16 protein-coding genes are annotated in these 19,994 nt (G+C 69.2%); 12 read left to right on the top strand and 4 right to left on the bottom strand.

The features are described 5' to 3' along the window. Window positions 1–93 precede the first annotated feature (93 nt). Genes ABS64_RS07490 through ABS64_RS07480 form a run of 3 tightly spaced genes read left to right on the top strand, consistent with a single transcriptional unit; the run spans window position 94 to window position 5,531 of the window. Window positions 94–3,501, top strand: coding sequence for a pyruvate carboxylase (locus ABS64_RS07490; protein ID WP_292682354.1), 3,408 nt, complete (start codon window positions 94–96; stop codon window positions 3,499–3,501). 33 nt (window positions 3,502–3,534) lie between these two features. Further along, window positions 3,535–5,040, top strand: coding sequence for a MinD/ParA family protein (locus tag ABS64_RS07485; RefSeq protein WP_292682351.1), 1,506 nt, complete (start codon window positions 3,535–3,537; stop codon window positions 5,038–5,040). Beyond that, window positions 5,040–5,531: a peptide deformylase gene (locus tag ABS64_RS07480; RefSeq protein ID WP_292682348.1), complete on the top strand. Its 492-nt coding sequence runs from the start codon at window positions 5,040–5,042 to the stop codon at window positions 5,529–5,531. Before ABS64_RS07485 ends, ABS64_RS07480 begins: the two co-directional genes overlap by 1 nt. Window positions 5,532–5,591: 60 nt before the next feature. On the opposite strand, the gene ABS64_RS07475 is transcribed toward ABS64_RS07480, so the two are convergent. After that, the gene (locus ABS64_RS07475) at window positions 5,592–7,427 is read right to left on the bottom strand and encodes an AMP-dependent synthetase/ligase (protein WP_292682345.1); all 1,836 of its coding nucleotides are present in this window, start codon (window positions 7,425–7,427) and stop codon (window positions 5,592–5,594) included. A gap of 191 nt (window positions 7,428–7,618) precedes the next feature. Here ABS64_RS07475 and ABS64_RS07470 point away from each other — a divergent pair, with 191 nt between their 5' ends. The 3 genes from ABS64_RS07470 to ABS64_RS07460 all read left to right on the top strand — a co-directional run bounded on the left by ABS64_RS07470 (window position 7,619) and on the right by ABS64_RS07460 (window position 10,696). Next, on the top strand, window positions 7,619–8,557 hold the full coding sequence (locus ABS64_RS07470; RefSeq protein ID WP_036286497.1) for an ROK family glucokinase: 939 nt from the start codon (window positions 7,619–7,621) through the stop codon (window positions 8,555–8,557). A 66-nt stretch (window positions 8,558–8,623) separates the two neighbouring features. Then, window positions 8,624–9,307, top strand: coding sequence for a lysophospholipid acyltransferase family protein (locus ABS64_RS07465; protein WP_005049096.1), 684 nt, complete (start codon window positions 8,624–8,626; stop codon window positions 9,305–9,307). A 51-nt stretch (window positions 9,308–9,358) separates the two neighbouring features. Continuing rightward, window positions 9,359–10,696 (top strand): class II 3-deoxy-7-phosphoheptulonate synthase, encoded by a 1,338-nt coding sequence (locus ABS64_RS07460; protein WP_036286495.1) that lies wholly within the window; start codon window positions 9,359–9,361, stop codon window positions 10,694–10,696. A 25-nt stretch (window positions 10,697–10,721) separates the two neighbouring features. Here ABS64_RS07460 and pknB read toward each other — a convergent pair whose 3' ends face one another. Further along, entirely contained in the window at window positions 10,722–12,659 is a 1,938-nt protein-coding gene (gene pknB, locus ABS64_RS07455) for a Stk1 family PASTA domain-containing Ser/Thr kinase (RefSeq protein WP_292682338.1), read from the bottom strand. Between the two features lie 90 nt (window positions 12,660–12,749). Continuing rightward, window positions 12,750–13,772 (bottom strand): LysM peptidoglycan-binding domain-containing protein, encoded by a 1,023-nt coding sequence (locus ABS64_RS07450; RefSeq protein ID WP_292682335.1) that lies wholly within the window; start codon window positions 13,770–13,772, stop codon window positions 12,750–12,752. 166 nt (window positions 13,773–13,938) lie between these two features. Between ABS64_RS07450 and ABS64_RS07445 the strand changes: the two genes are divergently transcribed. Beyond that, entirely contained in the window at window positions 13,939–14,286 is a 348-nt protein-coding gene (locus ABS64_RS07445; RefSeq protein WP_005049107.1) for an Rv2175c family DNA-binding protein, read from the top strand. A gap of 18 nt (window positions 14,287–14,304) precedes the next feature. On the opposite strand, the gene ABS64_RS07440 is transcribed toward ABS64_RS07445, so the two are convergent. Continuing rightward, complete coding sequence (locus ABS64_RS07440) at window positions 14,305–15,393, bottom strand: polyprenyl synthetase family protein (RefSeq protein WP_292682332.1); 1,089 nt, start codon at window positions 15,391–15,393, stop codon at window positions 14,305–14,307. Window positions 15,394–15,472: 79 nt separating this feature from the next. Between ABS64_RS07440 and ABS64_RS07435 the strand changes: the two genes are divergently transcribed. The 5 genes from ABS64_RS07435 (at window position 15,473) to ABS64_RS07415 (ending at window position 19,970) form a co-directional block, all read left to right on the top strand. After that, window positions 15,473–15,850 (top strand): DUF3040 domain-containing protein, encoded by a 378-nt coding sequence (locus ABS64_RS07435; RefSeq protein ID WP_292682330.1) that lies wholly within the window; start codon window positions 15,473–15,475, stop codon window positions 15,848–15,850. 213 nt (window positions 15,851–16,063) lie between these two features. Then, window positions 16,064–16,495 (top strand): division/cell wall cluster transcriptional repressor MraZ, encoded by a 432-nt coding sequence (gene mraZ, locus ABS64_RS07430; RefSeq protein ID WP_036316618.1) that lies wholly within the window; start codon window positions 16,064–16,066, stop codon window positions 16,493–16,495. 97 nt (window positions 16,496–16,592) lie between these two features. After that, window positions 16,593–17,552 carry a 16S rRNA (cytosine(1402)-N(4))-methyltransferase RsmH gene (gene rsmH / locus ABS64_RS07425; RefSeq protein ID WP_292682324.1) on the top strand — a complete coding sequence of 320 codons (960 nt, stop codon included), beginning with the start codon at window positions 16,593–16,595 and terminating at the stop codon, window positions 17,550–17,552. After that, a complete protein-coding gene (locus tag ABS64_RS07420) occupies window positions 17,549–18,154 on the top strand; it encodes a hypothetical protein (RefSeq protein ID WP_039416149.1) in 606 nt (201 codons plus the stop codon). Before rsmH ends, ABS64_RS07420 begins: the two co-directional genes overlap by 4 nt. A gap of 4 nt (window positions 18,155–18,158) precedes the next feature. Further along, entirely contained in the window at window positions 18,159–19,970 is a 1,812-nt protein-coding gene (locus ABS64_RS07415; protein WP_292682319.1) for a penicillin-binding protein 2, read from the top strand. The last annotated feature ends 24 nt before the right edge of the window (window positions 19,971–19,994 follow it).

The following is a 19,994-nucleotide window of genomic DNA, read 5'->3' as shown; positions in this document are numbered from 1 at the left end:
AGGCTGTGAGGACACTCAGGCCCTCGTGAAAAGTGGGCTCGTCGGGGAATCTGCTCCCTCGGCGCGCGGGAGCCGCTCGGAGAAGAGGTCCGCATGTTCCGCAAGATCCTGGTGGCCAACCGCGGAGAGATCGCGATCCGTGCCTCTCGTGCCGCCTTCGAACTGGGTGCGCGGACGGTCGCGGTCTACCCCTACGAGGACCGCTACTCGCTGCACCGGCTGAAGGCCGACGAGGCGTACCAGATCGGCACCATCGGCCAACCTGTGCGTGCGTACCTCGACGTCGATGAGATCATCCGCGTGGCCGAGCAGGCGGGCGCCGACGCCATCTACCCCGGCTACGGCTTCCTCTCCGAGAACCCCGAGCTGGCCGCGGCCGCCGCGCGCAGCGGCATCGTCTTCATCGGCCCGCCGTCGCGCGCCCTCGAGATGGCGGGCAACAAGGTGACCGCCAAAGAGCATGCGATCGCGGCCGGGGTGCCGGTGCTGCGCTCGACGCCCGCGTCGGACGACGTCGACGCGCTCGTCGCGCGCGCGGACGAGATCGGCTTCCCGATCTTCGTGAAGGCGGTCGCCGGCGGCGGCGGGCGGGGAATGCGCCGCGTCGAAGCCGCGCCGCAGCTGGCCCCTGCGATCGCGGAGGCGATGCGCGAGGCCGATGCCGCGTTCGGCGATGCCCGCGTCTTCCTGGAACAGGCCGTGCAGCGGCCGCGTCACGTCGAGGTGCAGATCCTCGCCGACAAGACCGGCGAGACCGTGCACCTGTTCGAGCGGGACTGCTCGGTGCAGCGACGTCATCAGAAAGTCGTCGAGATCGCGCCGGCGCCCAACCTCGACCCCACCATCGCCTCGGCATTGCACGCCCACGCGATCGCGTTCGCCCGGTCGATCGGCTACGAGAACGCCGGAACGGTGGAGTTCCTCCTCGAGACGGCCGGTCCCCGCGCCGGCGAGGTCGTCTTCATCGAGATGAATCCGCGCATCCAGGTCGAGCACACCGTGACCGAGGAGGTCACCGACGTCGACCTCGTGCAATCGCAGATGCGCATCGCTGCCGGCGAGACGCTCGCCGAGCTCGGCCTGCGCCAGGACCAGATCCGCCTGCGCGGGGCGGCGCTGCAGTGTCGCATTACGACGGAGGACCCGACGCAGGGCTTCCGCCCGGACACGGGAAAGATCACCACATACCGTTCGCCGGGCGGCGCCGGCATCCGCCTCGACGGGGGGACGACAGCCGCAGGGTCGCAGGTCAGCCCGCACTTCGATTCGCTGCTGGCCAAGCTCACGTGCCGCGGACGGGACTTCGGCGCCGCGGTCGTGCGGTCGCGACGCGCCCTCGCCGAGTTCCGCATCCGCGGGGTCTCGACCAACATCCCCTTCCTTCAGGCGGTGCTGGACGATCCGGCATTCGTCGCGGGCGACATCAGCACGTCGTTCATCGACGAGCGCCCCGAGCTGCTGCGCGGTCGTGCGTCCAAGGATCGAGGGTCGAAGATCGTCGCCTGGCTGGCCGAGACGACCGTCAACCGTCCGCACGGAGAGAGCCCCGCCATCGTCGACCCGCGCGTGAAGCTACCGCCCGTCGACCTCTCGGTAGCCCCTCCCGCGGGTTCGCGACAGCGGCTCCTCGCACAAGGACCCGCCGCGTTCGCGGCGACGCTGCGCGCGCAGACGCCTCTCGCCGTCACCGAGACGACGTTCCGTGACGCGCACCAGTCGCTGCTGGCCACGCGCGTGCGCACCCGAGACCTGGTGACGGTCGCGCCCTACGTCGCCCGGCTCACACCCCAGCTGCTCTCGGTAGAGGCCTGGGGCGGCGCCACCTACGACGTCGCGCTCCGCTTCCTCGGCGAAGACCCCTGGGAACGGTTGGACGCCCTGCGCGCCGCGCTGCCGAACGTGGCGATCCAGATGCTCCTGCGAGGCCGCAACACGGTGGGGTACACGCCCTACCCGACGCGCGTGACCGATGCCTTCGTGTCGGAGGCCGCGGCATCCGGCGTGGACATCTTCCGCATCTTCGACGCCCTCAACGATGTCTCCCAGATGCGCCCCGCGATCGACGCCGTGCTGCACACCGGCACCACGCTCGCGGAGGTCGCCCTCTGCTATACCGGCGATCTGCTGTCACCGACCGAGGACCTCTACACCCTCGATTACTACCTGCGGCTGGCCGAGCAGATCGTGGATGCCGGGGCGCACGTGCTCGCCGTCAAGGACATGGCCGGGCTGCTCCGCCCGGGCGCCGCCGCGCGCCTCGTGCGGGCACTACGCGACCGCTTCGAGCTCCCGGTGCATGTGCACACGCACGACACCGCCGGCGGACAGCTCGCGACGCTGCTGGCCGCGGCTGCCGCGGGCGCCGATGCCGTGGATGCCGCCGCGGCCCCGATGGCAGGAACGACGAGCCAGCCCTCGCTGTCCGCGCTCGTCGCCGCGCTCGCGCACACCGAGCGCGACACCGGCCTCGACCTCGGCGCCGTCTCGGAACTCGAACCGTATTGGGAGGCGATGCGCCGTCTCTACCGTCCGTTCGAGTCGGGTCTTCCCGGGCCGACGGGACGCGTCTACCGGCACGAGATCCCCGGCGGTCAGCTCTCGAATCTCCGCCAGCAGGCGATCGCTCTCGGACTGTCGGAGGATTTCGAGCTCATCGAGGACATGTACGCCGCCGCGGACGCGATCCTCGGACGCATCCCGAAGGTGACGCCCTCCTCCAAGGTCGTCGGCGACCTCGCTCTGCATCTCGCCGCCGTGCGCGCCGACCCCGCCGACTTCGCCGAGAACCCCGACACCTACGACATCCCCGACTCCGTCGTCGCTTTCATGGCGGGGGAGCTGGGTGAGCTTCCGGGGGGCTGGCCGGAGCCGTTTCGCACCAAGGTGCTGCGCGGGCGCGAGATCCGCACCGGGATCACCGAGATCTCCGACGTCGATGCCGCGAACCTCGAGGCCGGCAGTGCGACCCGGCGCGCCACGCTCAACTCGCTGCTGTTCCCCGCCCCCACAGTGGCCTTCCGTGAGATCCGCGACGCATACGGCGACCTGAGCGTCCTCGACACGGCGGACTACCTGTACGGCCTCGCGCCCGGAACGGAGCACGTCGTCGAGATCGAGCGCGGCGTGCAGCTCTACGTGGGGCTGGAGGCGATCGGTGACGCCGACGAGCGAGGCATGCGCACCGTCATGACGACGCTGAACGGGCAGCTGCGTCCGGTGTTCGTGCGTGACCGCGCCATCGCGGTCGACGTGCGTCAGGCTGAGAAGGCCGATACGGCCGTGCCGGGCCATGTCGCCGCTCCGTTCTCCGGCGTCGTCACGCTGAAGGCCGCGGTGGGTGATCGGGTCTCGACGGGTCAGCCGGTCGCATCCATCGAGGCGATGAAGATGGAGGCGGCCATCGCTGCACCGGTGGATGGCGTCGTCGAGCGTCTCGTCGTCCAGGCGGCGACGCCGGTCGAGGCCGGCGATCTTTTGCTGGTGGTCCGACCCTCCGAGTAGCCTGGAGCGGGGGCGTGAGTCGTCCCGCGAGCCATGGGGGTCGGGACCCCGCCCCGCGGCCCGGCGGTGACGCCGCGGCTGCGCCGTCCCGAGGACGACCCGAATCGGCCGGAGCCCGACGGCGCCGGCCCGGAACTGGAGTGTGTAGCCGTGCCTGACCGCAACGAGAATGCGAGCGAGGACGCCGACAACGGCGTGCTGGAGAGCGTGACCGGCGCCGAGACGACCGGGATCGGCATCGTCGAGGGAGCCACCGCGCAGATCGACGTCGCCTTGCCCGTCGCGGTCGACGACGACGACTTCGACGACGATGTCGTGCTCGATGACGAGGTCGAGATCCACGGGAGTCTCGTCGAACGGCCGGATGCCGCCGCGGCATCCGCTCTCGTCGTCGAGGACGTCGAGGAGGTGGATGTCGTCGAGCACGTCGAGGACGTCGATGAGACGGACGAGGTGGAGATGGCCGATGCTGCAGCGGTCGCGCTGACCTCGGTCTCCGTCGCGACCGCAGACGCCGCGCAGCACGAGCGCCTGCGTCCTCGCACGTCCGAGATCACCCTGCAGTCGCGCCGTCTCGGCGACTTCGAGGCGGGGCGGGAGAGCTCCGACCTGCTCACCCCCGACCGGCTGCTCGATCCCGCCCACGCAGTGCGCCCGGAGCCCGACGGTGCGTGGCAGCACCTCGTCTACACGCTGTCGGGACGTCGGATCAACCTCGGCGACAGCAAGCGCGCGCGTGCGCGCAAGGCTCTCGACCGGCGCATTGCGGCCCCGCTGCACGGCGGCGCGAAGTTCGTCCCCGTGCTCTCACGAAAGGGCGGCGTCGGAAAGACCACGATCACGACCCTGCTGGGCATGGCGCTCGCGGACGCCCGTGAGGACCGGGTGATCGCCGTCGACGCGAACCCGGACCGCGGCACGCTCGCCGAGCGCATCGGCCGCTCGAGCGGCAAGACCGTCCGCGATCTGGTACGAGCCCACGCAGACGTCCGCGGGTTCAACGACATCTCCGAGATCGTCGCGCGCGATCACACCCGCCTCGACATCATCGCCTCCGACACCGACCCGCATGTGTCCGAGGCCTTCAACGACAGCGACTACGACGCGGTGGCCGACGTCGCCGCGCACTTCTACTCGCTCGTGCTCACCGACACCGGCACCGGCATCGTCCATTCCGTCATGGGGGCGACCCTCGCGCGCGCCGATCAGCTCATCGTCGTCGCAGGGCTGAGCGTGGACGAGGCGCGCCTGGCCTCGGAGACGCTGACCTGGCTGGAGAGCAACGGCTACGCTGATCTCGTGCGCTCCGCCGTGGTCGTGCTGAACACGGCACGTCCCGGCGCTGCACTCGTGCGGGCGGGTGAGCTCCAGTCCCACTTCCAGACACGGGTCGGGCACGTGGTCCGCGTGCCCTACGACGCGCACATCGCATCGGGCAGCGCGATCGTCTTCCGTGACTTGCAGCCCGAGACGCGTGAGGCTGCGCGCGAGCTGGCCGCCATCGTCGTCGAAAGCCTGCGTCAGCGGGGCGCCGCCTGATGGCCGTCCGCCCGATCCGCCTGTTCGGAGACCCCGTCCTGCGCGCTCCCAGCGCGTCCATCGACGTGATCGACGACGGCATCCGGTCGCTCGTGCAGGACCTGCTCGACACGGTCGAATTGCCCGGCCGTGCGGGAGTGGCGGCGCCGCAGATCGGTGTCGGTCTCCGCGCCTTCAGCTACAACATCGACGGAGACATCGGGTACGTGTTGAACCCGGTGCTGACCGAGGTGTCGGGTGAGCCGGCGCTGGTCGGTGAGGGATGCCTGTCGGTGCCCGATCTCTGGCACGAGACGCTGCGCTATCCCTGGGCTCGCGTCGTCGGCATGGATCTCGACGGCGACGAACTCGTGCTCGAGGGGGAGGGACTCATGGCGCAGGCGCTGCAGCATGAGACCGACCACCTCGACGGCATGCTCTACATCTCGCGGCTCAGCCCCCATGAGCGCAAGATCGCGATGCGTCGCATCCGCGAGTCTTCCTGGTTCTGACCCCGGGAAGCACGACGACGGGGCGGTCCATCCGGGCGGCCCCGTCGTCGCGTCTCGAGATCAGCCCAGCGACACGTTGGTCGTTGTCACCGGCACGGTGTAGATTTCCTCGATCTCGTTCGCGAAGTCGTTCAGGATGACATTGCGCTTGATGCTCATCTTGGGCGTGAGATGTCCGCTCGCCTCGGTCCATTCGCTGTCGAGGATCGTGAACTTGCGGATGGACTCGGCGCGCGAAACGTTCTTGTTCGCGATGTCCACCGCACGCTGCACCTCGGTCCGCACCTGCGGGTTCTTCGCGGCATCCGAGAGGGACATGTCCGCCGGGAGGCCGTTGTTCGCGAGCCAGGCCGGGAGCATCTCGGGGTCGAGGGTGATCAGCGCCGAGATGAACGGCTTCTGGTCGCCCACGACGACCACCTGACCGACGATCGGGTTCGCTCGAATCGGGTCCTCCAGTGCCGCGGGAGCGACGTTCTTGCCGCCGGCGGTGACGATGATCTCCTTCTTGCGTCCGGTGATCGTGAGGAAACCGTCGGTGTCGAACGCGCCGATGTCACCGGTCTTGAACCAGCCGTCGTCGAACGCGGCGGCCGTGGCGTCGGGGTTGCGCCAGTACTCCTTGAAGACGTTGACGCCCCGCACCTCGACCTCGCCGTCGTCGGCCAGACGCACGCCGACGCCGGGGAGCACCGGCCCCACCGTGCCGATCTTGGACTTCGTCGCGAGGTTGACGGTGGCCGGCGCCGTCGTCTCGGTGAGTCCGTAGCCTTCGAGGATGGTCACGCCGAGGCTGTGGAAGAAGTGGCCGAGACGTGGGCCCAGGGGAGCGGACCCCGAGACGGCATAGGTGACTCGTCCACCCATGGCTTCGCGGAGCTTGCCGTAGACGAGCTTGTCGAACAGGGCGAACTTCACCTTCGTGCCCAGCGGGATCTTCTTGCCTTCCTGGAGCAGTCGGGAGTGCTCGATCGCCGTGTGGGCCGCGGCGCGGAAGATCTTTCCCTTGCCGCCGGCCTCCGCCTTCTGCTCCGCCGAGTTGTAGACCTTCTCGAAGACGCGGGGTACGGCCAGCAGGAAGGTGGGCTTGAAGGAGCCGAGGGCCGGCAGCAGCTGCTTGGTGTCGGGTTGATGCCCGGTCTTCACGCCGGCGTGCACGTCGAGGATCGAGATGAAGCGGGCGAAGACGTGCGCGGTCGTGATGAACAGCAGTGTCGATGCGCCGCCAGGGGTGTTCATGACCTCGGCCAACGCCTTGGCGGCGTTGCGAGAGAGTTCGACGAAGTTGCTGTGGGTCAGGACACAGCCCTTGGGGCGTCCCGTGGAACCCGAGGTGTAGATGAGCGTGGCGATGTCCGAGCCGACGGCGATGCGGCGACGACGCTCGATCTCGGCATCTTCGACGGTGTCGCCGCCCGCGCGGAGCGTGTCGAGGTCGCCGGCCTCCATCGACCAGACGTCGCGGACGAGCGGCACCTCGGAACGGATCTCCGCGATGCGGGCCGCGTGCTCGGCCGATTCGCCGAGCACCGCGACGGCGCCCGAGTCGGACAGGATCCAGCTGATCTGCGCCGCCGAGCTCGTCTCGTAGATGGGCACCATGACGGCGCCGGCGAAGAAGAGGGCGAAGTCCACGAGCGTCCACTCATACGTGGTGCGGGCGATGAAGCCCACCTTGTCGCCCGGGGCGATGCCCGCGGCGGCGAAGCCCTTCGCGAGCGCGATCACCTCTCGTTCGAACTCGGCGGCGGTGATGTCTCGCCAGCCGTCACCATCGGGGACGGCGAACAGGGCCAGAGACGGTGTCGCCTTGACGCGTTCGACGAGCAGATCGGCGATGTTGGCCTGCGGGTCGGCGGGAACGACGGCGGGGACTTCGAACTGTACGGCGCTCATGGGCGGCAACTCCTTCGGTACCGGGTGGCGTCGGCGATCGACGGCTGGAATCGAGTCTAACTCCTGGTGGAACTCAGTCCCACAGAAGACAGCGTCGCCCGAAAAGCACGGCCTGCCCCGACCGTGGGTCTGTCCTGTCCACACTAGACTCTCGGATGCCGTGCCGCCCGGGCCGGCCGGAAGGGAGCGCCGTGCTCAACGTCGGCATCGACATCGGGGGGACGAAGATCGCCGGAGGTGTCGTCGACGACACGGGTGCGATCATCGAGCGCGCCCGCGTCGCCACGCCGGTGGACACCGGCGAACTCGCCGACGCCGTCGCCGCGATGGTGCACGAGCTGGCCTCGCGTCACGAGGTCGCGGCGGTCGGTGTCGCTGCGGCGGGCTACATCGACCGCAGTCGATCGGTGATGCTGCTCTCGCCCAACATCGACTGGCACGACGAGCCGTTGCGTGCGCAGTTCGAAGCACGCATCGGCCGTCCCGTCACGCTGGAGAACGACGCGAACGCCGCCGGGTGGGGCGAGTACCGCTTCGGAGCGGGACAGGGATCCACCGACATGGTGATGGTGACCCTCGGCACGGGCGTGGGCGGCGCCGTCATCAATGACGGACGTCTCCTCATCGGCGCCAACGGCAGCGCGGCGGAGCTCGGTCATCTGCGGTTCGTCCGCGGTGGTCGCCCGTGCGGCTGCGGACAGAACGGCTGTCTCGAGCAGTACGCGTCGGGGCGCGCCCTGCAGCGCGAGCTGGGTGACATCGCCGAGGCCGGGGGCATCGGCGAGCGGCTGGCTGCGCACCGCGATGCGGACGGCATCGTCCACGGGCCCGACCTGGCGCGCCTCCTCGCCGAGGACGACGCTGGTGCCGTCGAGGCCGTGCGCCGCGTGGCCACCGCGCTCGGAGAGGCCTGCGGAGCCTTTCAGGCGGTTCTCGACCCCGACCTCTACGTCATCGGCGGCGGCGTCGCCGACCTCGGCGAGGTTCTGCTGGAGCCCACGCGGCTGGCGTACGAGACCTCCCTGCCCGGCTTCGGCAATCGACCGACCGCGCGCTTCGTCACGGCGACACTCGGCAACGATGCGGGGATGGTGGGCGTCGCCGATCTCGCCGGGCTGCGCAGCCAGTGAGCCGTCGGGATATCCTCGTCGCATCGTGGACACGGACAGACGTCACAGAGAGGTGAGTCCCGCCTGATGTTCTACTGGGTCATGAAGTACATCGTGATCGGGCCGATCGTCAAAGCGATCTTCCGACCGTGGATCGTCGGGCGGACGAACGTCCCGTCGTCGGGAGCCGCCATCCTCGCGAGCAACCATCTCTCCGTCAGCGATTCGATCTTCCTGCCCCTCATGATCGACCGGCCGATGAGTTTTCTCGCCAAGAGCGACTACTTCACCGGCACGGGACTCAAAGGCTGGGCGACGCGGATGTTCATGAAGGCGACGGGCCAGATTCCCGTCGATCGCACCGGAGGCAAGGCGTCGGAGGCATCGCTGAACACCGGACTGCAGGTGCTCGGTCGGGGCGACCTGCTGGGCATCTACCCGGAGGGCACCCGCAGCCCGGACGGCAAGCTCTACCGCGGACGCACCGGGCTCGCGCGCATGGCGCTGGAAGCACGGGTGCCGGTCATCCCCGTCGTCATGGTCGACACCGACGCCGTCATGCCGATCGGCCGCACCATCCCGCGCGTCGGCCGGGTGGGCATGGTGATCGGAGAACCGCTCGACTTCTCACGATTCCAGGGCATGGAATCCGATCGGTACGTCCTGCGCTCCGTCACCGACGAGATCATGGTGGCGCTGCAGCGGCTGGGGGAGCAGCAGTACGACGACGTCTACGCGTCCACGGTGAAGGAGCGCGCAGCGCGCGCGTGAGCCGTCGTCATGCGGCATCCGCGCCGTCCGGGTCGCCACTAGACTGAGCGGATGCCCACCCTGCACGCCGATCTCGATCACTGGCGCACGCTCCCGATCAAGCAGCAGCCCTCTTGGACCGACCTGGATGCCGTCGCCGCGGTGTCGGCGGAGCTGGCCACACTGCCGCCGCTGGTCTTCGCCGGCGAGGTCGACAACCTCCGCGACCGCCTCGCGCGCGCGGCATCCGGCCAGGCGTTCCTTCTGCAGGGCGGTGACTGCGCCGAGACCTTCGCCGGCGCGACCGCGGAGCAGATCCGCAACCGCATCAAGACGGTGCTGCAGATGGCCGTCGTTCTGACCTACGGTGCCTCGATGCCCGTCGTGAAGATGGGGCGGATGGCCGGCCAGTTCGCCAAGCCCCGCTCGAGCGACACGGAGACCCGTGGCGACGTCACCCTGCCCGCGTACCGGGGCGACATCGTGAACGGCTACGACTTCACCGAAGCCTCCCGCACCGCAGACCCGCAGCGCCTGCTGAAGGGCTACCACACGGCGGCATCGACCATCAACCTCATCCGCGCGTTCACGCAGGGCGGATTCGCCGACCTTCGTGAGGTGCACAGCTGGAACAAGGGCTTCGCGCAGAACCCGGCCAACCAGCAGTACGAGCGTCTCGCAACCGAGATCGACCGAGCGATCAAGTTCATGGAGGCGGCGGGCGCCGACTTCGACGAGCTGCGTCGCGTCGAGTTCTACACGGGGCACGAGGGTCTGCTGATGGACTACGAGCGCCCCATGACCCGCATCGACTCGCGCACCAGCACGCCGTACAACACCTCGGCGCACTTCCTGTGGATCGGTGAGCGCACGCGCGAGCTGGACGGCGCCCACGTCGACTACTTCTCGAAGATCCGCAACCCCATCGGCGTGAAGCTCGGCCCGTCGACGTCACCGCAGACGGCGCTCGAGCTCATCGACAAGCTCGATCCCGAGCGCGAGCCGGGCCGGCTGACCTTCATCACGCGCATGGGTGCCGGCAAGATCCGCGATGCCCTTCCGCCGCTGCTCGAGGCCGTCCGCGATTCCGGTGCGACACCGCTGTGGGTCACCGACCCCATGCACGGCAACGGCATCACGACCCCGACCGGCTACAAGACGCGTCGCTTCGACGATGTCGTCGACGAGGTGCGCGGCTTCTTCGAGGCACACCGTGCGGTCGGAACGTTCCCGGGCGGCATCCACGTCGAGCTCACGGGTGACGACGTCACCGAGTGCCTCGGCGGGTCGGAGCACATCGACGAGGCCACTCTCGCGACGCGCTACGAGAGCCTGTGCGACCCGCGCCTGAATCACATGCAGAGTCTCGAGCTTGCGTTCCTCGTCGCCGAGGAGCTCGAGAAGCGCTGACCCGCGGCAGCGCCGCACGCCCGGGTCAGCCCAACTTGAACCCAGTGATAGTCACGGAGGACCCGGGAAGTTTCTGAGTACCTGCCGAGGGGTTGGTCGAAGTCACCGAGTACAGGTCCCAGAACAGCTGCGGCGGCAGAGAATCGGTGCTGACCTTGAATCCTGCGCTTTGAAGCGCGGCTATCGCCTTATTCAGAGTCATGTCCGTCACGTCGGGGACGGGGATCGGCTGCGGTCCCTTCGAGACGACCAGGGTGACGGTGTCGCCGGGGCGGAACGGTGCGCCGCCGTCCTTGTCCGCGATCCGGATCACACGGCCCTCGGCGACCTCATCGTCGTAGGCCTGCGTCGTCGTCGCGTTCAGGTCGACGGCCGAGAGTGCGGCGGTCGCGGCATCCACGGTCTTGCCGGCCACATCCGGGACGGGCCCCGCGGAGGTCTCGAACGCCACGGTCGACCCCTCCAGCGCCGTGCAGCCCTTCGAGCAGTCCACCGCGGCGCCCCCTCCAGGCGGGGTGATCGACGCGCTCACCACGGTGCCCGCGGGAGCATCGGTGAAGATCTGCGTCGGATCGCCCGAGGGAGTGATGTAGATCGTGCCGAGGGAGGTGGTCGCCGCCTGCAGGCTCTGTCCTGCCAGAGCGGGGATGTCGTGGGATGCCGGGCCCAGCGAGATGATGACGTTCACGGCGCTGTTCTTGTCGACGCGGGCGCCGGCGCCGGGGTCGGTGCGGATGACGAGATCGACGGGCACGTCGCGGCTGTGATCCTGGGCGGGCACCGCGGTCAGCCCTTCGGCGGCGAGGGCAGTCGTCGCCTCGTCCAGGGTGCGCCCCGACACGTCCGGAACGCCGACCTGCGAACCCGGTCCGGACCCGAACCACCAGCCGGCTCCGCCCGCGAGCGCCGCGAGCAGCAGTACGAGCACCACCAGCCATCCGCCCCGTCGCGCTCGGCGTCGACTGCGCAGCCGCAGGCGCGTGGAGTTGTCCACCGTCTCGGTGACCGTCGGAGCCGTGAAGGTCCCCGGCATGACCTTGGTGAGCTCACCCGAGTCGGCCCCGTCGTCGACCGCGACCACGCCGGCGGCCGGCGCTCGGACGACATGCGGGTAGACGCCGAGTTCCTTCTCGATCTCGCGTAGACGCTCGAGCATCGCGCGCGCATCGACCGGCCGGTCGTCGGGGTTGCGTTCGGTCGCCCACATCACGAGCTCGTCGAACTGCTCCGGGATGCCGGGATTGCGCGCGCTCGGGCGCGGGACGGAGTCGGTCGCGTGCTGGTAAGCGATCTGCATGGGCTGCTCGCCCTTGTACGGCTGCTCGCCGACGAGCATCTCGTAGAGCATGATGCCGAGGGCGTAGATATCGCTGCGTGCGTCGGCGGTTCCGCGGGTGACGAGCTCGGGCGCGAGGTAGGCGATCGTTCCCAGGAGCATCTGCCCGGTCGCCGTGTTCGCACTGGTCGCGCGCGCGAGTCCGAAGTCGCCGATCTTGATCCGCCCGTCCTCGGCGAGCAGGACGTTCTCGGGCTTCACGTCGCGGTGGACGATGCCCGCGCGGTGCGCGGCCGCGAGGCCGGACAGGACGGCATCCATGATCGTGATCGTCTGAGGGATGCTGAGGCGCTTCTGCTCTCGCAACAGCTCGCGCATGGTGATGCCGGGGAGGTACTCCATCACCAGGTACGCCATCTCGCCGTCCTGGCCCTGGTCGAAGACGTTGACCACGTGGGGGTCGGCAAGGCGCGCCGCCGCGCGCGCCTCCTGGATGAAGCGGCTCTGGAAGACCGTGTCATCGGAGAGATGGCTGTGCATCACCTTCAGGGCGACGCGGCGCTCGAGGCGCAGATCGGTCGCGACGTACACGGTTGCCATCCCGCCGCGCGCAATGCGAGCGCGGACGCGATACCGCCCGTCGACCAGACGGCCGATCAGCGGGTCGGTCTGCTGGCTCGTGCTCACCCTGCGATTCTAGGGAGCCGGAGCGCTCGGGCCCGGGAGCGGCTCACCCCTCACGGCATGTGCGCAGGCAATGCCACGGCGTCCTCGCTCTCAGTCGAGTGCCGCGAGCCACGCGTAGGCGGTCTGCTCCCACGGCCCGTAGCGCTCCGGATACGCCGAGACCTGCACGGACTGGGCGGCGGCGCCGAAGTCCATCGACTCCCATCCGGGCACGTCCAACAGTCCGCGCGTGATGAGGCCGTCCGGGCCCGAGACGCCTTCGAAGAACGCGGTGGTCGAGCGCACGGGGTCGCGCACCTGATCGGGAGTGCCCCATCCGGTGCTCGGGCGTTGCTGGAACAGCCCGAGCGAGTCACGGTCGCCCCAGTCCAGATTGCGGATCCACGACTCGACCATCGCCGTGGCCAGAGCGATCGCGATGCCGCGATCGGGGACGCCCAGTTCGCGCCCGACCCGGATGATCGTCCGCGCATTCGCGGTCTGCTCCGCGTCGAGATCGGTGGCCGGCGCCGTTGCGGGCAGGGGTGTCTCGACCGCGGCGGGGGTGGCCTGGAGCACGGCGGCCGGCCCGGGGATCGCGAGGGTCTGGCCGGGGTAGATGATGGCATCCCGCCCGAGCCCGTTGGCCTGCAACAGGGCATCGAGGCTCACGCCGTGCGCGTCGGCGATGGCCCACAGGGTGTCACCCGCGTTCACTCCGTAGGTCGCGGTCGCGCCGGTCGACGTATCGGCCCTCGCGACCGGAGCCGAAGACTCCGCGGCCGGGGCGATCCCGCCGGGAAGAACCAGCACTTGCCCGGGATGGATCACCGTGGTGGCCTCGAGCCCGTTCGCCGCACGCAGTGCGGACAGCTCGATTCCGACCCGTCGGGAGATATCCCACAGCGTGTCGCCGCTCTCCACGGTGTAGGTCGCCGGTGCGGCCGCCTGCCGGGTGGTAGTGAGGGGCGTCGGCGCGCCGATGCGCGTCTGATCGCCGGCTGCCGGACGCGGATCGGCCGTCGCCGCCGAGGCCGGCGCGACGCTCAGGGTCAACGCCAATGTGCCGATCGTGCCGATCACACCGGTGGTGGCCGCGCGCGACGCGCTCGGGCGGTGGTCGAGTCGTGACAACGGTCTTCTCCTTGTTCGCACCCGTTTCCTCCCGACGACACCGTGTCATGGAAGTAAATTCATGTCAACGGGTGCTATAAGAAGTGACTTCTGTGACAGAAGTGACTCCTGCTTCGACAGGCTCGATCTCGTCAACGCTGCGGCCTCGAGATGCGATAGTGGAAGGGTGACCGACGACATCGTCCCCGCGTCCACCCGCTGGCTCACTCTTCCCGACCTCGTCGAGGTTCTCGATGAACCGCTCGGTCGCGTGCGCCGGCTGCTCGACGACAAGCACCTGATCGGCTCACGTCGCGGCGGCGCGTTCGCCGTGCCGGAGATCTTCATCGTCGACGGGCATCCGCTGTCGTCGCTGCGCGGCACGATCATCGTGCTTCAGGACGCCGGGTTCACCGACGACGAGGCCATCGATTGGCTGCTCAGCGAGGAGGACTCCATCGGCCAGGCGCCCATCTCTGCCCTCCGTCAGGGGCGCAAGAGCGAGGTCCGCCGCGTCGCGCAGACGCTGGCCTGACACCGAGCACGACCCGCCTCACGCCGTACGGCTGATGGATGCGTCGGCGAGTTCTCTCAGCTGGTCCAGCGCCGACGACGACAGTCGTGCACTCTGCAGGGCGTGCTCCGCTTCGCCCGCGTAGGCGCTGATCGCCGATTCGACGCGCGCCAGTGCGTCGGTGTCGATGATGCTCTGCTGGATCTGGGCGATCTGCTCGGCAGTGAGGGCGGGATCGCCGATGAGGGCGTCGAGCGCGGCACGGTCATCGGGGGCGAGCGCCTCGCGGGTGTAGGCGATGAGCAGCGTGCGCTTGCCTTCGCGGAGGTCGTCGCCGGAGGGCTTACCGGTGACGGCAGTGTCGCCGAAGACGCCGAGAACATCGTCCCTCAGCTGGAACGCCAGTCCCAGCGGATGACCGAAGGCGGCCAGAGCCGCCGACTGCGTGGCGTCGGCTCCGGCGAGCGCCGCACCCAGCAGGAGGGGGTGCTGGATGCTGTAGCGCGCGGACTTCAGTGACGCGACGCGGAGGGCGCGCTCGGCGTGTTCCTCGTCGGGGGCCGTCGTGAACGCCGCCTCCTCGGCGATGTCGAGGAACTGGCCGATGGTGACCTCCCGGCGCATCAGGGCGTAGACCTCCCGCGCGGATGCCGCGTGCGGCGCACGCGCCAGTCCCTGCTCGAGCAGGTCGTCGCTCCAGGCGACGAGGAGATCGCCGAGCAGGATCGCCGCCGACCGCCCGAACGCCGAACCGTCGCCCACCCAGCCGGACCCCGCGTGCGCCGCCTCGAGAGCACGGTGTGCGGCGGGCTGTCCGCGCCGCGTGTCGGAGTTGTCGATGATGTCGTCGTGCACGAGCGCGGCGGCGTGGAACACCTCGAGCGCGGCGGCGGCATCGAGCACGGCGTCCGGGATCGCCTTCGCGTCCCCGCCGGCGTTCGCGACCGCGCGCCAGCCTGTGACGCAGAACCGCGCTCGTAGACGCTTTCCCCCGGCCAGGGTGCGCGTCGCGGCATCCAGGAAGACCTGCGCTTCGGGGCCGGCATCCGCCCACGCGAGGCGCTGCGCTGTCACGAACCTTGCCAGTCGCTGGGAAATGGCCTCGATCGGGTCGGCGGAAGCGTGCACGGGCCTAGCCTAGTTCTCGACCGCACGCGTAGAATCGACCGCACGAGATGCCGGTCCGAAACGGCGAGGAGGGGGCAGCATGCCGCTGTCAGAGCAGGAGCAGCGTCTGCTCGATGAGATGGAGCGCCATCTCATGAACAAGGACGCAGACGTCGTGAGCGCGTCCCGAGACGGCCGCACCCTCAGCTATCGCAACATCGTCTACGGCACCATCCTCGTGCTCGTGGGTCTCGGAGGCTTGATCGCGGGTGTGTCCACCGGCATCATCCCCATCGGCGTGATCGCCTTCCTTGTCATGGTGGCCGGCGTCGTGCTCGCCGCCACCCCCGCCAAGGGGCTCGCTGCGCTCAAGACGTCGCCGGAGCACAAGGGCCAGCGCAAGCCGTCCCGCACCGGGTCCTCGTCCTTCATGGACCGCATGAACGACCGTTGGGACCGCCGCCAAGACGGATCCTGACCGCAGCGCCGCGCACGACGCGAAGAGCACCGACCACGAGGTCGGTGCTCTTTTTTGTGCCCGGCGACGGCGCTGCGCGGCGCCGGGCGCTCCCGTCGATTCGCACCGGGGGAGCCCAGGGAACCGTTGCGCCCACGAAACCATAGTCAGGTGGAGGAAAGTGGAGTAAAGTGGTGCGCACCTTGATCGGGCCGGAGGAAGGGGGAGTGGCCGATGCTGCTGGGCACCTACACCCCCAAGCTCGACGACAAGGGCCGCCTCATCCTTCCGGCGAAGTTCCGAACCGACCTGGGTGACGGGGTCGTCGTGACGCGAGGCCAGGAGCGCTGCCTCTACGTGTTCAGCACGAAGGAGTTCGAGCGGGTCTACGAGAAGATCCGCGAGGCGCCCCTCACCAACAAGCAGGCGCGCGACTTCCAGCGCATGTTCCTGTCGGGCGCCAGCGACGAGAAGCCCGACAGCCAGAGCCGCATCACGATTCCGCCGCACCTGCGTGCCTACGCCAACCTCGACCGCGAACTCGTGGTCACGGGCGTCGGGGCCCACGCGGAGATCTGGGATGCGCAGGCCTGGAACGCCTACGCAGACAGCAACGAAGACAGCTACTCGGACATGGAGCAGGAGGTGATCCCGGGTCTGTTCTGAGCCGTGGCCGTGACTCCCAGCCGCACGCCCTGACGCACTTCCCCGGTGTCAGGTCAGGCGGATGGGGATCACGACTCCGGCCCACACCCCCCTCATCATGAGCACCTCCGACATCCACACCCCGGTCCTCCTCGAGCGCTGCGTCGAGCTGCTCTCTCCGGCCCTCGCCCACCCGGGCGCCGTTCTGGTCGATGCGACCGAGGGAATGGGCGGGCACTCCGAGGCCCTGCTGGAGCGCTTCGGCGACATCCGCCTCATCGGGCTCGATCGCGACACCGACGCCCTGCGGATCGCCGGGGAGCGGCTGGCGCGCTTCGGCGAGCGCGTCACGCTGGTGCACACCGTCTACGACGGGATCGCATCGGCCGTGCGCTCCGCCGGCGTCGATCGCGTCGACGGCATCCTCTTCGACCTCGGTGTCTCCTCGCTGCAGCTCGACGAGGCCGATCGCGGGTTCGCGTACGCACAGGATGCGCCGTTGGACATGCGCATGGACCAGACAGCCGGCACGACGGCAGCGGAGATCGTCGCGACCTACGGCGAAGGCGATCTTCGCCGCATCTTCGAGCGCTACGGCGAAGAGAAGCTCGCCGGACGCTACGCACGGGCCATCATCTCCGCGCGCGCCGAGGCTCCGATCGAGCGGTCTGGGCAGCTGGTCGACATCCTCGTCGCTGCGACGCCGGTCGCCGTGCAGCGCGAGGGACGAGGGCACCCCGCCAAGCGTGTCTTCCAGGCTCTGCGCATCGAGGTGAACGCCGAACTGTCGGTCCTGGAGCGTGCCCTCCCGCCGAGCATGGACCTGTTGAACGTGGGCGGACGCATCGTCGTCATGAGCTACCAGTCGCTCGAGGATCGTCTCGTCAAGCGCGTGTTCGCGGATGCCGCGGCATCCACGGCACCGGCCGGACTGCCCGTCGAGCTTCCCGAGCATGCTCCGCGATTCCGGCTCGTGGTCAAGGGCGCCGAGCTGGCCTCCGAAGAAGAGAAGGCGCGCAACCCGCGGGCCGCACCCGTGCGTCTGCGCGCGGCCGAACGCATCCGGGAGGCGGCATGAGCGTGCCGGCAGAGAGCAACCTCGATCCGTTCGTGGGGGCTGCGCCCCTTCCGCTGCGCACCCCCGGGGAGCCGGCGCGACGCCTCCACGCGGTCGAGCAGCCCGCGCCGCGACGGCGTCCTCGGCTCGTCTACGGCATCGTCGCGGTCAGCGGTGCGCTCCTGATCGGCGGCGCGCAGATGGGGCTGTCGATCCTGACGACGCAGTCCTCCTACGAGCTGTCGACGCTCAGCGATCAGCAGCGCAGTCTCGACTGGCAGAAGCAGATGCTGCAGGACAGCATCGCCGGCCTGAGCTCGCCGCAGTACCTCGCCGCGAATGCGGAGGCGATGGGCATGGTCACCGGCCAGGCGCCGACCTATCTGCGGCTCAGCGACAACGCCGTCATCGGCACGGCCGCCGGCCTGACCGGTGCGAGCGCGGTGAACGCGCTGAGCAAGGCCGCCGTCGGCAACGCCCTCGTCAGCGGGCGTCCGCTCGTCGGAGACCCCGCTGCGAGCCTCGGCGCGACCGGCGGCAGCTCCGTGGTCGACAAGGCCATCCCTGATACGCCGACACCCCCCGCCATCGCCGACGGTCTGCCCGTCCCCGCCACACACTGAATCCATGACGACACGAGCAACTCGCAGCCCGCGGCGCCGCACCGTCGTCGCCCTCGCCGTCGTCCTGGTGGTGCTGTCCGCCTTCGTCGTGCGTCTGGTGGACATCCAGGTGGTCAATGCGCGCGAGCACGTCGACGATTCCGAGCAGTTCGCGACCGGGGCCAAGACCACGCTCTACGGAGCGCGCGGCGAGATCGTCGACGACAACGGCGTCGTCCTCGCCAGCAGCACGACGCTCTACGACGTGCAGATCGACCCCATGCTCGCGGCGCAGGGAGCCGTGCAGACCGATGCCAGCGGCAACGCGATGACGGATGCCGACGGCAAGAACATCATGACTCCGTGGACCGACGTGGCCCCCAAGATCGCCGCGATCACGGGCCAGTCGACCGCCGACGTCGAGAAGATCGTGTCCGACGCGCTGGCCGAGAACTCGGCGTCGCGCTTCGCGTATGTGAAGCGGTACGTCTCCACCGAGGAGTACCGCGCGCTCGCGGCGCTGAAGCTCCCGTTCCTCACCTTCCCCCTCCACCCCGCCCGGACCTACCCCGACGGGGCGGTCGCCGGCAACCTCATCGGCTTCGTCGGCTCCGACGGCGACCCGCTGGAGGGACTGGAGTCTCTGCAGAACTCGTGCCTCCAGGCAACGGACGGCTCGCTGACCTACCAGCGCGGTGCCGACGGCGTGATCATCCCCGGCACCGAGGTCGAGAAGCCGGCCGTCAACGGCGGCACGCTCAAGCTCACGATCGACAGCGATCTGCAGTGGTTCATGCAGCAGCTGATCTCCGAGGAGACGGCGCGCTACCAGGCCGACTGGGGCGGCATCATCGTCATGGAGGCGAAGACCGGCAAGATCCGCGCCCTCGCCGAGACCAACACGGTAGACCCCAACGATCCCGGCGCCTCCGATCCCGACAACCGTGGCTCGCGCCTGCTTCGCGTCTCCTACGAGCCGGGATCGACGTTCAAGCCCGTGACGGCCGCCACCGTCATCGAGCAGGGCGGTCTCACGCCGACCTCCACGGTCGAGACGCCCGATCGCATCCAGTTCCCCAACGGCGCGGTCATCAACGACTCCGAGAGCCACCCCATCGAGAATTTGACCCTCACCGGCGGTCTCGTGCAGTCCTCGAACGTCGCCATGTCGCAGTTCGGCGCGCAGGTGCCCGCCGAAACGCGCTACGACTACCTGAAGCGTTTCGGCGTGGGCGATGGCACGGCCCTGAACTGGTCGGGCGAGCCCACGGGAGAGATCCGGGACGCGTCGACCTGGGACAACCAGACCTTCTACACGACCACCTTCGGGCAGGCCTTCACCGTCACGCCGACGCAGGTCACGAGCCTGTTCCAGACCATCGCCAACGGCGGGGTGCGCATGCCGGCACAGCTGGTGGAGTCCTGCACGAAGCCCGACGGAACGGTCGTCACCCCCGACCTGCCGGCACCGGTGCAGGTGATCAAGCCGCAGACCGCCGCCGAAGTCTCCCAGATGCTCGAGAACGTCTACGCCCAGGGCACGCTTGCCGACGACATCAAGATCCCCGGCTACCGGCTGGCCGTCAAGACGGGAACGGCACAGGTGCCGGACGGGCACGGCGGCTACAAAGACAACCTCTTCATGACCTCGCTGGCCGGTTACGCACCCGCCGATGATCCGCAGTACGTTGTGTTGACCCTTTTCAACGAGCCGAAGACCAACACGATGTCTTCGGCCAACCGCTCGGTCTTCAAGAAGGCCATGACCCAGGTGCTGACGCACTACCGGGTGATGCCCTCGGGCTCGGACACCCCGCTGCTGCCCGTGACACAATGACGACACCGTGACGCGCCACCGCGC

The organism is Microbacterium sp. SCN 69-37, from assembly GCF_001724435.1.
Classification (GTDB): Bacteria; Actinomycetota; Actinomycetes; order Actinomycetales; family Microbacteriaceae; genus Microbacterium; species Microbacterium laevaniformans.
This window is presented reverse-complemented; position numbering and strand designations above follow the sequence as displayed.